The sequence below is a fragment of the Ruegeria sp. YTSA105 genome, assembly GCF_059610225.1.
On record NZ_JBXWNE010000004.1, the window covers coordinates 256,922 to 270,335 of the forward strand.

11 protein-coding genes are annotated in these 13,414 nt (G+C 57.3%); 4 read left to right on the forward strand and 7 right to left on the reverse strand.

Going from position 1 to position 13,414, the window contains the following annotated elements:
• Nucleotides 1-4 precede the first annotated feature (4 nt).
• The 4 genes from AC2FH2_RS07950 to AC2FH2_RS07965 are packed head-to-tail and all read left to right on the forward strand — an operon-like array spanning nucleotide 5 to nucleotide 4,273.
• A complete protein-coding gene (locus AC2FH2_RS07950) occupies nucleotides 5-898 on the forward strand; it encodes a 2-dehydro-3-deoxygalactonokinase (protein WP_496751816.1) in 894 nt (297 codons plus the stop codon).
• The gene (locus AC2FH2_RS07955; RefSeq protein WP_142636156.1) at nucleotides 895-1,500 is read left to right on the forward strand and encodes a 2-dehydro-3-deoxy-6-phosphogalactonate aldolase; all 606 of its coding nucleotides are present in this window, start codon (nucleotides 895-897) and stop codon (nucleotides 1,498-1,500) included. Before AC2FH2_RS07950 ends, AC2FH2_RS07955 begins: the two co-directional genes overlap by 4 nt.
• A complete protein-coding gene (locus tag AC2FH2_RS07960; RefSeq protein ID WP_496823281.1) occupies nucleotides 1,497-2,357 on the forward strand; it encodes an SMP-30/gluconolactonase/LRE family protein in 861 nt (286 codons plus the stop codon). The genes AC2FH2_RS07955 and AC2FH2_RS07960 overlap by 4 nt, the downstream gene beginning before the upstream one ends.
• A complete protein-coding gene (locus AC2FH2_RS07965; protein WP_496823282.1) occupies nucleotides 2,354-4,273 on the forward strand; it encodes a beta-galactosidase in 1,920 nt (639 codons plus the stop codon). Before AC2FH2_RS07960 ends, AC2FH2_RS07965 begins: the two co-directional genes overlap by 4 nt.
• 27 nt (nucleotides 4,274-4,300) lie before the next feature.
• Here the strand turns inward: AC2FH2_RS07965 and AC2FH2_RS07970 are convergent, their stop codons facing one another.
• The 7 genes from AC2FH2_RS07970 to AC2FH2_RS08000 all read right to left on the reverse strand — a co-directional run bounded on the left by AC2FH2_RS07970 (nucleotide 4,301) and on the right by AC2FH2_RS08000 (nucleotide 13,398).
• A complete protein-coding gene (locus tag AC2FH2_RS07970) occupies nucleotides 4,301-5,551 on the reverse strand; it encodes an ABC transporter permease (RefSeq protein WP_496823283.1) in 1,251 nt (416 codons plus the stop codon).
• A complete protein-coding gene (locus AC2FH2_RS07975; RefSeq protein WP_142636148.1) occupies nucleotides 5,548-6,468 on the reverse strand; it encodes an ABC transporter permease in 921 nt (306 codons plus the stop codon). Before AC2FH2_RS07975 ends, AC2FH2_RS07970 begins: the two co-directional genes overlap by 4 nt.
• 12 nt (nucleotides 6,469-6,480) lie before the next feature.
• Entirely contained in the window at nucleotides 6,481-7,593 is a 1,113-nt protein-coding gene (locus AC2FH2_RS07980; protein ID WP_142636146.1) for an ABC transporter ATP-binding protein, read from the reverse strand.
• A gap of 116 nt (nucleotides 7,594-7,709) precedes the next feature.
• The gene (locus AC2FH2_RS07985; RefSeq protein ID WP_281972968.1) at nucleotides 7,710-8,849 is read right to left on the reverse strand and encodes an extracellular solute-binding protein; all 1,140 of its coding nucleotides are present in this window, start codon (nucleotides 8,847-8,849) and stop codon (nucleotides 7,710-7,712) included.
• A 126-nt stretch (nucleotides 8,850-8,975) separates the two neighbouring features.
• Nucleotides 8,976-10,973 (reverse strand): beta-galactosidase, encoded by a 1,998-nt coding sequence (locus AC2FH2_RS07990; protein WP_496823284.1) that lies wholly within the window; start codon nucleotides 10,971-10,973, stop codon nucleotides 8,976-8,978.
• Complete coding sequence (locus tag AC2FH2_RS07995; RefSeq protein ID WP_281995053.1) at nucleotides 10,937-12,583, reverse strand: amino acid ABC transporter permease; 1,647 nt, start codon at nucleotides 12,581-12,583, stop codon at nucleotides 10,937-10,939. Before AC2FH2_RS07995 ends, AC2FH2_RS07990 begins: the two co-directional genes overlap by 37 nt.
• Nucleotides 12,584-12,648: 65 nt before the next feature.
• Nucleotides 12,649-13,398, reverse strand: a complete 750-nt coding sequence (locus tag AC2FH2_RS08000) for a basic amino acid ABC transporter substrate-binding protein (RefSeq protein ID WP_142636138.1) — start codon at nucleotides 13,396-13,398, stop codon at nucleotides 12,649-12,651.
• Nucleotides 13,399-13,414: the final 16 nt, after the last annotated feature.

A 13,414-nucleotide genomic window follows, 5' to 3' on the forward strand; every position in this document is an offset into this window, starting at 1 on the left:
GAACATGACAATCGAATGGATCGCTGTTGATTGGGGAACAACTCATCTGCGGGCATGGGCAATGCAGGGTGACACCATTCTGGACCAGGCTCAGTCCGCAAGCGGCATGGATCAAATTCCCCGGGATGGGTTTCAAAAAGCACTGCTGGACCTGATCGAGGGCTGGCTTGGCGATACGGTCATGGATGTGGTCGCCTGCGGTATGGTGGGTGCGCGCCAAGGCTGGGTCGAGGCACCATATTCCGCTGTACCTTCGGTTCCTGTTCCCGATGCACCTGTCCGCGTTCCGGCAACAGATCCCCGTATCCGCGCCTTTGTCGTACCCGGGCTAAAGCAAACAAGCCCCCCCGATGTCATGCGCGGAGAAGAGACACAGATCGCCGGTTTTCTGGCCCACCGGCCAAACTGGGACGGCATCATTTGCCTGCCCGGAACGCATACCAAATGGGTACAGGTCAGCGCGGATGAAGTCGTCAGCTTCCGCACATTCATGACAGGCGAAATCTTCGGATTGCTCAGCAATCAATCCGTCCTGAAACATACGGTCAGCGAAGGCTGGGACGACGCAGCTTTTGCCGAGGCTGTGGCGGATGCCCTGTCCCGACCGGAACAACTTGCCGCGCGCCTTTTCGGCCTGCGGGCCACTGATCTGCTGCAGGGTCAGGACTCCGGTGTCGCACGCGCGCGTCTGTCGGGATACCTGATCGGAGCGGAACTGGCCGCGTCCCGTCCCTATTGGTTGGGCCAGCAGATTGCCATTATCGGGGACCAAAGCCTCTCGGAAATCTATGCCATCGCGCTGAAACAGCAGGGTACATTTGTTGAAATAGCCGACAGCACGCAATCTACATTGGCAGGTCTTTTGCAGGCCCGAAATCTGACGAGGCAAACCGCATGAGCCGTCCTATCATTGCAATTCTGCGCGGTCTGCAACCCACCGAGGCCGCCGAAGTCGGGCAGGCCCTGATCGACGCGGGCATAGACCGGATCGAGGTGCCCCTGAACTCACCCGATCCGTTGACCAGCATTGGCATTCTGGCGGAACGTTTCGGCGATCGCGCATTGATCGGCGCCGGAACCGTCCTGACCATCGAACAGGTTGATGCGGTGGCCGGGGTCGGCGGCAAGCTGATTGTCTCGCCAAATTTCGACGCTGAGGTGATACAGCAGACGATCAAACTGGGCATACAAAGCTGGCCAGGCGTCTATACCCCGACCGAGGCCTTTGGCGCGCTCAGGGCAGGGGCAACCGGGCTCAAACTGTTTCCGGGCGTGATGGCGGGGCCCTCGGGCCTGGCCGCAATACGCCCGATCCTGCCCAAGGACGCGCTGGTCTTTGCCGTCGGTGGGGCAGGCCCCGAAAACTTTGCCGAATGGCTCAAGGCCGGGACGGACGGGTTCGGGATCGGGTCGGCCCTGTATAAACCGGGAATGGCCGTTGCCGACATTGCAGAGCGCGCGCGAAAGATCGTCTTGGCCTATGACAAGGCCGCCCAATGAGTGTCGTGTTTGACGACCGTCCCTGCGATCTGGGCGAAGGGCCTTTGTGGCACCCGGAACGGGCGCAGCTATTCTGGTTCGACATCACCGGCAACCGCCTGATGACCCAGAAGGACGGGCATCAGCAAAGCTGGCAGTTCCCGGAAAATGTTTCAGCAGCGGGCTGGGTGGACAGGGACACGCTGTTGATGGCTTCCGAGACCGGGCTGTGGCGCTTTGAACTGAAAACCGGCGCGCGTAGCTTGGTCACCCATCTAGAGGCGGACGATACGGTCACCCGTTCCAACGATGGCCGCGCTGATCCCTGGGGCGGTTTCTGGATCGGCACCATGGGCAAGAACGCCGAACCCGGCGCTGGGTCCATCTATCGGTTCTGGCGCGGAGAACTGCGGCGGCTGGTGCCGGATGTCACGATCTCGAACGCCATCTGTTTTGCGCCGGATCGCTCTTGCGCCTATTTCACCGACACGGTCACCAGACAGGTCATGCGCTGGAGTTTGGACCCGGAAACCGGGTGGCCAGAAGGCCAAAGCACCGTGTTCCTCGACCTTACCAAAGACCAGCTGAACCCTGATGGAGCAGTGGTCGATACGAGCGGGAATATCTGGATCGCCCAATGGGGCGCCAACCGCGTGGCTGCTTACTCGCCTGAGGGTCGGTTCCTGAAGGCGGTCGGTTTTGACGCGGCCCATGCCTCGTGCCCGGCTTTTGGCGGGCCAGACCTGACAACGCTGTTCTGCACCACCGCTCGCCAAGGGCTGGATGCGACACAGATTGAAACCCAACCTACCAACGGAATGACCTTTGCCGCGCCCGACGCAGGCAAAGGTCAGGCAGAGCACAGAGTCATCCTATGAACCCCGAACTTGGCGTTTGCTATTACCCCGAACATTGGCCAGAGGCGATGTGGGCGGACGATGCAGCACGTATGGTCGAAACCGGCCTGACATGGGTGCGGATAGGCGAGTTCGGCTGGAGCCGGATGGAGCCCACGTCGGACGATCTGCACTTCGACTGGCTGGATCGCGCAATCGAAACCTTAGGTTCTGCCGGGTTGAAAGTGGTGCTGGGCACGCCAACAGCGACGCCGCCACGCTGGATGCTGGACAAACACCCGGACATGCTTGCCGTGGATGCGCAGGGTCAGCCGCGCAAGTTCGGCTCACGCAGACATTATTGCTTTAGCCACACCGGGTATATCGAAGAATGCGTTCGGATCGCATGTGTCATGGGCGAACGCTATGGGCGCAACCCGCATGTCGCAGCATGGCAGATCGACAATGAATATGGCTGCCACGAAACCACTGTCAGCTATAGCCAACCCGCCCTACACGCCTTTCAAAACTGGCTGGAAGGTCAATACAGCACGATTGAAATCCTGAATGCAGCGTGGGGAAATGTGTTCTGGTCAATGGAATATGACAGGTTTGATCAGATCGACCTGCCGAACCTGACTGTGACAGAACCCAACCCGGCCCATGTTCTGGCCTTCCGGCGGTTCAGTTCAGATCAGGTGGTGGCCTTCAACAGGGCACAGGTCGAAGTGCTGCGGCCCCTGACCGATGCGCCTTTGCTGCACAATTACATGGGGCGTGTGCTGGATTTCGACCACTTCGCAGTGGGTACCGATTTGGATATCGCCACATGGGACAGCTATCCGATCGGGTTTCTATCTGACCGGCTTGAGGCGGATAAGGCGCATAAGTCGGCCTTTCTGCAGCAAGGCGATCCTGACATGCAGGCCTTTCATCACGATCTGTATCGCGCTGTGGGGCGCGGGCGTTGGTGGGTGATGGAACAGCAACCCGGCCCGGTGAACTGGGCCCCTTACAACCCTGCACCTCTGCCCGGTATGGTGCGCCTGTGGTCGCTTGAGGCCGTGGCGCATGGGGCCGAGGTGGTCAGCTATTTCCGCTGGCGGCAGGCGCCCTTTGCGCAAGAACAGATGCATGCAGGACTGCTGATGCCGGACAACCGCTCTGCCCCGGCTTTGGCCGAGGCGCGCCAAACCGCCGATGATCTGGCCGGGCTGGGAGCAATCACACAGGCCCGAACGGATGTCGCGATCCTGTTCGACTATGCCTCGGATTGGGCCTGGGCGACGCAACCTCAAGGGGCTGGGTTCGACTATTTCAAACTGGTCTTTTCCACCTACCAAGCGCTGCGCCGGGCTGGATTGTCAGTGGACTTCCTGCCTGCGGATAACATCCCAAAGGCGGGGTATAAGGTAATACTTGCACCGGGTCTGGCAACCATCAGTCCAGATCTGGAACAGCGCCTGACCGATGGTTGTGATCTGGCTGTTCTGGGCCCGCGCTCTGGCGCCATCACGCTGGACTTTCAGATACCCGCAACTGGTCGCCCCGGGCTGACTGCACTGGATTGCACTGTCGATCTTGTGGAAACCCTGCCCCCTCAGGTGACCCGGGAAGTTGATGGTGGCGGCGCCGCCCTTCACTGGGTCGATCGCCTGTCAGGAAAGGCCCCGGACATTTTGACATTTCAAGACGGAACACCTGCCCTGAAAGGGACCGACCACATGTGGTATCTGGCCGGGTTCCCGAATGACACGTTATGGGATCGCGTGATCAGCAAGGCCGCTGCTCGGACAGGCATTGCCTTGCATCCGATGCCTCAGGGTCTGCGGCGGCGCCAGACGTCCGGGCATACATTCCTGATCAACTACAATTCGGCGCCGGTTGAATGGAACGGCCGGATGATCGAAGCCTGTGATGTGTTCATTCAGGAAAATGACACGCCCGCCGAGGGGTAACCTCGGCGGGCGCAAACTGCGAGGCGCTTAGTTCGCCTGCAAACTGTTGGGATCAAAGGCACCGCCATTGCCCGAAGGCGTTTCAGTACCAGAATCCTCTTCTTCGTCACCCAGAGCATTCGGCGCAAACACATTGCCGAAACCGCTGTTATTCGAGGGTTTCGGGGCCGATTCCTGCGCACCCTCTCCCTCTTGCTCAGCCGCTTCCGCCTCGCGCTTTTTGCGCTGTTCTTCGCGCTGATTGCGCAGCTCTTGAATACGCAGGTCAGCTTCAAGGCGCTTTTGCTCTTTGACATCTGCGACACACTGAGCCGGATTATAGGCGGTAGCGGTTCCGACCACAGTGATCGTGGCAACCGCAAAGACAACCAGCAGAACCGCAGCAAGGTTCCCGGCAAAGAAACTGGGAAGCTTGATCTTGCCCGCCAGTTCCTCGACCGTGGCGTTCTTGCGTGCAGCAGCCACCAGTTCCTGTCGCTTCAGCTTGGCTTCGTTCAGCAGGGCAAAGAACACCGTCAACGCCACGATGATGAAGGCCAGCGCCGAGATCGAGGGCGTGATGCCATAGCGCACCTTCTGCGCCAGTTCGATGGTCAGCGTCGGGTATTCACCAAAGGTGAAAGTGGTGGTGTTATAGTTCTCAAACGAGGCCAAGAACGCCAGCACTGCCGCGCTGGCAATCGCCGGACGCATGAACGGAAGCATGATCTTGCGGAACGCCTGAGCATGGGTTGCACCCAGATCCAGCGCGGCCTCGGTCAGCGCCATATCATAGCGCTGCAACCGTGCCACCAGCACCAGCATGCAATAGCTGGCGATAAAGGTGGATTGGCCGATCACCGTCAGGAATATCCCGTTTGACAGGAAACTGTCGGCTCCCAAGCCCAACATCCGGTTGATCCGGTCCCAGAACACCAGTGTCGAGATACCCAGAACAACGCCCGGGATCAGGATCGGCGCGATGATGACCGTATAGTAGGTCGCACGCAGTTTCGGCCAGATCTGCGTCAGCATCAGCGCGCCCGCAAGACCCATCGCCACCGATAGAACCACCGTTCCGGCGCCGATGATCAGTGAGTTCTTGATGCCGTTCAGGATACGTTGGTCCTGAAACAATTCGCCAAACCACTGGAAGGTTAGACACTCCCACGGTGTCATCCTTGGGAATTCGGACGAGTTGAAGGCCGTGACCGACATGATCACCAGCGGACCCAGAAGGTACAGGAAGAACAGCACCAGGTAGACCCAGATGCTTACACGGAGGAAGGACAAATTCATTTCCCGATATCCCCCATATTCACCTTGAACAGGCGCATGACGGCCAGCACGAACAAGATACAGGTCACCAGCAGAACGATGGCGTAGGCGGCACCCTGCGGCCAGTCATTGTTGTCGTTGAACTGCTGATAGATCAGCTGCGTGAACCACAGGGAGGACGGCCCGCCCAGTATTTGCGGCGCGGCCAGCGCACCCGCGGACAGCATGAACACCATAGTACAGCCCGAACTGATCCCTGGCTTGGCATAGGGAATGACCACGCGCCAATGGATACGCCACCAGGGGGCTCCCAAATCTCGCGCCGCCTCGATCTGGTTTTTATCCAGACTTTCTATGACGTTATACATCGGGAAGATCATCAGCAAGATATAGGCATAGCCCAGCCCCGCATAGAGCGCGATGTCATTGCGGATGAAATCAAACGGCATATCCCAGACCCCCAGCCCAGTGAACAGCGTGTTCAGTACACCGGTTTCGCCAAAGATGATTCGCAGGGCAAAGGCGCGCAGGATCTCATTGATCCAGTAGGGGATGATCAGCATGATCGCAAAGATGCGGATGTGACTGCCCTTGGACTGACCCAGATAATAGGCGATCGGATAGCACAGGATCAGGTTGAAGATCGTAACGCATACCGCGGCCAGAAGGGTGCGGAAAAACACCCTCAGATCGACGGCGTTATAGTCCTGGCTGCCGCCTTCCGGGCCATAGATCAGGTATTTGTAGTTCTCCAGCGTATAGACATCTTTTGGCCCCCCGATCTCGGGCGGGGGCAGGTTTGGCCGGAATGAGAAATCCAGCATCGACAGCTGCGGCAGGATGATCAGGCCGATGGTCCAGAACAGGACCAAACCGAGTATCATCAATCCCATGCCGGTGCCGTTGCGGTTGAAGAATTCTTTCAGAAAATGGGGCATATTTTTATCCCCTTATTCCGCGGCCAGCTCACCCGCTGGAACCAGAACCGCATTATGGGTCTGATATTCCAACGTGATGGTCTGCCCGGTATGGTCATCGAAAGATTGGCCTAGATTGGGCAGCGATACCTTAATTTCCTTGCCGCCATCGCCTTCGGTGAAAATATTGAAGGCGTTACCTTCGAATTCTTCATGGTTCACACGGGCGGTTACAAAATGGTCGCCCACTGCACCGTCCGGGGCAATCGCCAGCGCCTCGGGGCGAATGAACATCATCGCGTCATCGCCTTCTTTCAGCTTGCCCTGATTTACAGTGGAAATCCGTGCAACCAGATCGCCGGATCGGTTGGTTGCAATCAGCGCCTCATCTCCCATGACTTGCTTGATCTTGCCGCGGAAAACGTTGTTTTCGCCCACGAACGAGGCCGCAAAAGCCGTGTTGGGGTCATTGTAAATTGTCTTGCCATCGGCAATCTGGTCGATCACTCCTGCACGCATTACGGCGATATTGTCCGACATGGTCAGCGCTTCGCCCTGGTCGTGGGTGATATAGATGAAGGTGATACCGACACGCTTCTGAATCTCGCGCAGCTCGGTGCGCATATGCTGGCGCAGCTTGAGGTCCAGCGCCGAAAGCGGTTCGTCCAGCAGCAGTACATCGGGTTCGGCACATAGGGCGCGGGCAATCGCCACGCGCTGACGCTGACCACCCGAAAGCTCGCTGGGCAGCTTGTCACCCTGTCCCGGCAGCGCGATCATGTCCAACAGCTCATCGGCCCGCTTGCGGCGCTCGGCCGCGCTGGCGCCTTTGATCTCCATCGAGAAAGTGATGTTTTCCCAGACTTTCATCAGGGGGAACAGCGCGAGGTTCTGAAAGATCAGGGCAGTCGGGCGCTTGTTGGGCCCGATGCCGCGCATGTCATTACCACCGATCAGAACCTTACCCTCGCTGGGGTCCAGAAACCCCGAAACAGCGCGCAAAATCGTTGTCTTGCCGCAACCGGATGGTCCCAGGAACGAAAAGAAATCGCCCCCGTTTATGTTCACATTTGCGTCCCGCACCGCGACAAAATCGCCGAAACGGATCCACAGGTTTTCAAGATCTACACCGACCCCTGCACTCATTTTTGGTATCTCCGATTGATGCGCTGGTGGTGCGCACCCAAATGGGTTCCGTCACGCAGTGGCGTGCGGGTTGGGAGCCCCCCGCGTTTAGCGGAGGGCACTTCTTTGAAAAGCTATCAGGCGCTTTTGAACTTGTTGACGAACTCGGTCCGGGTTTCCGCATACCAAGGCGCTTCGGCCGGCCACGGGTTGAGGTTGGCCAGCGAGTCGCCCGGATAGGCTTCGGCGAAGTTCTTCTTGTAGGTGTCGCCCGAATATTGGTCGGCACCCAGAACGGGCGAGTTGTACCCGTGGCTGTCGATCGCAACACCGGCCGGTTTGGCCTGGTAGGCAAAGTCGATGAAGGCATAGATCTGGTCGATATTGGCAGCACCTGTTGGAATTGCCATACCATCAACCCAGGCCATCGCCCCTTCAACCGGAGCCTGATAATGCACGGGCTCACCTGCAGATTTAAGTGCAAGCGGCGGGCCATCCCATGTCTGGCCAACAATCACGCCTTCGTTCAACAGACCGTTTTTCTGTGTGTCGGCGTCGTTCCAGATCAACTTGATGCGGTTCTTACGTTCGATGCACCAATCTGCGATCTGACCCCAAACCTTGCGCATGGTATCTTCGTCGCCATAAGCGGCCCAGACGGAACCGGGCTCCATCTCGCCTGCGCGCTCCATGTACAGGCCTGCGCCCAGCATCATCGAGTGCGCGCGGCCCATGGTCTTACCTGCGTTTGCTTCGGACCAGACATCGCCATAGGACGGTGCATCACCTTCAGGCAGCCACAGGTCAGTCCGATATGCGATGCCTTCGGTGCCCCAGATATGCGGCAACCAGTGCACGCCCGAGTCGGCAAAGTTCCAGGCATCTGTACCAATCGCGGCCATCGCCGGGTTCACCAGATCAATCGGAACCTTATTCATGTCAAAAGGCTGCAACAGCTCAAGCGGTTCCCACTGCAAAGACCGGTTATTGGTCGGCGACACGATGTCGAAACCCTGACCCTTGGTGGCCTTCATCTTGTTGATGATTTCTTCGTTCGACCCGATACCGGTATAGTTCACCTTGATTCCGGTCAGTGTTTCGAATTCCTGCAAGAATGCTGGTGGCAGGTAATCGGACCACATCAAGATGTTGATCTCACCCGAGGACGCCAGCGCGCTTTTGCTGTAAAGCGGTGCAGCAAGTGCTGCCGCCCCTGCGCTCTTCAAGATAGTACGTCTGGAAAGGTTTTTCCGTTCGGCCATATTCGATTCTCCCATAGTTGGACTTTCAGTCCTATTGTTATGCAATCACAGGCTAGAGGGTTGCTGCAAAGCTGTCAGTCCAAAAGGGACAGTTTGCAGAATTCATAGGTCCAGTTTGCAATCATGTCCGCAAGCTCTGGTTTACTTCCACTTCCAGACTGAGACACCATAGGATGGGATTTCTGAAGTACCAACAATATATTGCCGATTTTCGTCATCCGGCAGAACCTGTGCGGCAGCCCCGAAGTTGAACCCAAAGCCGAGGTCACCCCGCTGTGTAACACGAAGGTCCGGGCCACATTCCCGTATCGGAAGGCCCGCCCATGTCAGCGCTTTAATCAGGATCGCCCGTAGCAACGGCCCGTTTGGGATCATCGCCAGATACATAGCCCGGTCCGATTGCACAATCGCCGGGCTGCCAGCCCTGTAAGCACTTACGAAATGCGCGATTACCTGATTTTCGGTCTCGATGACTTCCCGCCAGCCCTTAAAATCAAAGGTTCCGGTGCTCTCGAGGCTTACGGATTCACCCGCCAGATCCGGCAGGGATTCGACGCGTATGACTTTTATCCCTGCAAGATCGGCCAACTCTCCGGGAGCGAGATTTTCAGGGGTCCACATGTCCACAGTCTTGCTGCCCGCACGGGCACCGATCAGCAATTTGGCCTGGCTGTGGTGCAATCTCTTTGCCAGATCGGGCGAGATGATCATGTTTTGCGGCAATACGATCAATGAATATCCCGTCAGATCATCATCGGGACCAACGAAATCCAGATCGACCCCCAATGCACGCAGGCCAGCATACCAAACCCGGAAAATCCCGGCATTCGGGAATGCGTCGTCATGTGGCAGGATATCTGCAGCCCAGATGGATTCGTAATCCAACAGAATTGCCACAGCTGCCTTCTGCCGGGTGACTTCCGGCAGGGCAGCACGCTCTTTTGCAACCTGCGCCAGTTCCAGCGCGGCCTGATCCGGGCTGCCATCCGATCGCAGAAGCGCCGTGTGGAATTGTTCCTGCGCGAACTTCGCCTGACGCCATCGGAAGAACATCACTGCCTGTGCACCGTGGGCAAAAGCGGCCCACGTCCAAAGCCTGACCATCCCATCCGCTGGTGAGGGGTTTTTTTCGGCCCAGTCCACCGGGCCGGGCTGTTGTTCCAGAACCCACATTCGGCCCCTGCCCTGGCTGCGATACAAATCGCAGTGAAACCCCTGATAGTCCGGCGCGCCTGTTCGCAGGTATCGACGTTTGTCTTCATCAGACAGCGACGATCCCAACAGGTTGCCAAGCGGATAGCTGTCAAAACCGACTACATCCAGATCCGCCGCAACAGCGTGATGGTCGAACTCAAAGCTGCCTGCCATGAAATTATGGGTAATATCGCGCCCCGGCGCAAACCTGCGCAGAATATCCGCCTGAGCACGATTGAAATCCCGCACCCGATCCGAAGAATAGCGGGCAAAATCCAGAGCATGGGTCGGGTTCGGGCTGGCCACCAAACTTATAGGCAGTTCGATCTGATCAAAATCGGAATAGAGCGACCCCCAAAACACTGTCCCCCATGTTCGGTTAAGCGCCTCAATCGTGCCATAGCGGTCTTGCAACCATCTGCGAAAACCGGTGCGAGCGGCATTGGAATAGCTCAGAACCGTATCGTGATCGTTATATTCATTGTCGATCTGCCAGGCACGAACAAATGGATTTTCGCCATATCGACGGGCATATTCCGTGGTGATCCGGCGGGCCTCGGTCAGGTAGATATCGCTGGAAAAACAATAGTGTCGGCGCGACCCGAACCCACGCACCCGGCCATCCGGCCCCACTGGCAGGATCTCAGGGCAGTCATCCACTAGCCATTTCGGAGGTGCAGCCGTAGGCGTTGACATCATCACGCGCAAACCGGCATCGCCCAGAATGCCGATCACCTCGTCCAGCCAACCCCATTGGAACCGGCCTCTTTCCGGCTCGATCAGGCCCCAGGTAAACTCGGCAATCCGAACCCAATCCAGACCCATATCGACCATGCGCTTTGCATCGTCGCGCCACAGCGATTTGTCCCATTGCTCGGGGTAATAGCAAACGCCCAGCTCAAGCCTGCTCATCGGTTTTCCCGTGCGCTGCGGCGTTCGATCCATTTGAGGAAACTAGCGCAACCAAGCGTCACCACGACATAGAGGATCGCCGCTGTGTTGAATGGCGCGAAGGGCAGAAAACTTGAGGCCTGAAACTCGCGCATGCGCTGAGTCATGTCGCGGACCGACAGGATGGACAGCAATGAGGTATCCTTGATCATCGCGATAAATTCATTGCCCAAAGGTGGCGTCACTATGCGCAATGCCTGTGGCAGGATAATAAGCCGAGCAGTTTGCCAGCGGGACAGACCAAGCGAGCCGCCTGCTTCGATCTGACCTCGTGGGATGGCCTCAATCCCTGATCGGAAAATCTCGGCCATATAGGCCGAATACCCTATGGAAATGGCGATGATGCCGCGAGTCATGTTGGTCATGTCGATGCCGCCACCTGTCGCATCCTTGACCGCACCGGCAAGCGGCAAGCCGATATAGAGGATGATGACCAGCATTGGAATGCCGCGAATGGTATCGACAAAAAACTCGGCCCCTACAGCCAGCGGATGTAGCTTATGCTGTGCGCCTCCGACCGTCAGTGTCAGAAGCAAAAACCCGAAAACCGCAAAAGTCAGCGCCGGGTTACGAAACTTGTCCGGCAGAAAACTGGATTGCCAGATCACCGGATAGCCCTGCGTATGAACGCCGGCCGGAACAAAAGCACCAGATACGCTGTCGACGGTTGTGATCTGATCCAGCGCAGAGGCGGCATCGGGGGCGCTGCGAATGCGATACTGTTGGCCTTCACCTCCGTCGAACTCTCCGAACCGGATCAAATCCGCCTGGGCCTGCGGCGTACCCCGAACAATGGCAATTCTTGCTTCAGTACTGCCAACCAGAACAAAGCTCACCTTTGGTTGCATAAAAAAGAACGCCGACACGGCCAATAGTGTCAGGCTGATGGACCCATAGACAACGGTTGTCCGAGCTTTGGGCTTGAAGGACTGCAAACCGACCCAGACCAGACCCATAATGGCCGCAAAGATATAGGCAAAGATCGCTGCACGGAACGTTATCGCGACCCCGGTCGCAAATTGCCAATGCGCAAGAAACAACAGGTAAAACAAAACCAGCCCGGTCAGCAGTTCGAGTCCAATCTGAACATAGGCTTTCATGGATCGTGGGAAACGGGCCGTCAGAGGGATCACCGCGACCACCATCGCAAACCCTACCAGCAGGGCCTGTAGTCTCATTTGCACCTTTGCGACGATCTCGGGAAACAAGACCCAAGGTTGCGAAGATCGGTCAATGAACTCAGACGTATTTTCGCTGAGCGCATTAAAGAAGACGGATTCCGCAAAGGGCATCAGCACCTGAGGCTGGAAAAGTCCAAGGATCGCCAACCCGGCCGAGGCCGGGATTGCCAAAACCGCCGCAATCCTCAACCAGTTCGGCGCGATGGTTTGAAACCGGATGCGGCGCGCCGAGAGATAGGCCAATATGGCCACGGCCAGTATCAGAAGAAACCCAACAAAAATGGGCCCCGCATTTTCACCAATCCCCAAAATGGCAACCAATGACCTCAGATATTTCGAGGATGAGGCAAACAGGTAGATGATGAACGGGGCAGCGGCGAGCAAAACAAGATTACTCGGCCGGATCGAGCTTAGGCGGATCATGGCGTCCCTCGGGTTATGCGTGACCCGGCAGGTTTTCCCGCCGGGTCAGAAAGGGTTTCAACGGCTCAATCAGTGCCCCAGTATTTGGCAACCAATGCGTCCATCGTACCGTCAGCCTGAATGGCGGCCAGCCCTTCGTTTATGGCGTCAACAGTTGCGTCACCTTCCTGAAACACAATACCCAGCGGATCAGACTGAAGGCCTGTGATGCCTACAGCCAATTCCCCGGCAAATTCCTGTTCATATGCCGATGCCGAGGTTCCATCAATGATTACCCCCTGTACGTCAGCATTCTGCAACGCCAGGATCGCAGCAGAGAAATTGTCATACAGGCTGACATTCTCGCGTCCCACCAGTTCTTCGGCCAGCTGGGCATTGGTGGTGCCAGTCTGCGCGGCTAGCTTCTGACCACCTGCTTTGAAGTCATCCAACGTCATGTCAGCATTGTCGACCTGCAGCAGGATCGCCTGACTTACAATGATATAAGGCTCGGAAAAATCCATGTTTTCTTCGCGTTCAGGCGTGATCGAGACGCCCGAGATCACGAGGTCGAACTCCCCTTGCTGAAGCGCGGCAAAGATACCATCCCAGGCTGTATTTACGAAATTCGGGACGCAGTTCACCTTTTCACAGATCGCATTCATGACATCGACATCAAATCCCACAATCTGACCCGTGGACTCATCGACCGTCTCCATGGGCGGATAGGTGGCATCTGTTCCGATCTTAAGTACGCGCCCTTCAAGATCCGCTGCAAACACAGCAGGCGCGGCAAGCGCGGTCAGGGCGGCGGCGGCAAATAGGTTTCTTAACATCTCCGGTTACTCCTTT

What these genes read in the sequence shown, in the direction of transcription:
- AC2FH2_RS07950 (WP_496751816.1), top strand. Translation starts at nt 5, where the DNA reads ATGACAATCGAATGGATCGCTGTTGATTGGGGAACAACTCATCTGCGG.
- AC2FH2_RS07990 (WP_496823284.1), bottom strand. Translation starts at nt 10,973, where the DNA reads ATGGATCGAACGCCGCAGCGCACGGGAAAACCGATGAGCAGGCTTGAG.
- AC2FH2_RS07980 (WP_142636146.1), bottom strand. Translation starts at nt 7,593, where the DNA reads ATGAGTGCAGGGGTCGGTGTAGATCTTGAAAACCTGTGGATCCGTTTC.
- AC2FH2_RS07985 (WP_281972968.1), bottom strand. Translation starts at nt 8,849, where the DNA reads ATGGGAGAATCGAATATGGCCGAACGGAAAAACCTTTCCAGACGTACT.
- AC2FH2_RS07955 (WP_142636156.1), top strand. Translation starts at nt 895, where the DNA reads ATGAGCCGTCCTATCATTGCAATTCTGCGCGGTCTGCAACCCACCGAG.
- AC2FH2_RS07960 (WP_496823281.1), top strand. Translation starts at nt 1,497, where the DNA reads ATGAGTGTCGTGTTTGACGACCGTCCCTGCGATCTGGGCGAAGGGCCT.
- AC2FH2_RS07970 (WP_496823283.1), bottom strand. Translation starts at nt 5,551, where the DNA reads ATGAATTTGTCCTTCCTCCGTGTAAGCATCTGGGTCTACCTGGTGCTG.
- AC2FH2_RS07995 (WP_281995053.1), bottom strand. Translation starts at nt 12,583, where the DNA reads ATGATCCGCCTAAGCTCGATCCGGCCGAGTAATCTTGTTTTGCTCGCC.
- AC2FH2_RS07975 (WP_142636148.1), bottom strand. Translation starts at nt 6,468, where the DNA reads ATGCCCCATTTTCTGAAAGAATTCTTCAACCGCAACGGCACCGGCATG.
- AC2FH2_RS08000 (WP_142636138.1), bottom strand. Translation starts at nt 13,398, where the DNA reads ATGTTAAGAAACCTATTTGCCGCCGCCGCCCTGACCGCGCTTGCCGCG.
- AC2FH2_RS07965 (WP_496823282.1), top strand. Translation starts at nt 2,354, where the DNA reads ATGAACCCCGAACTTGGCGTTTGCTATTACCCCGAACATTGGCCAGAG.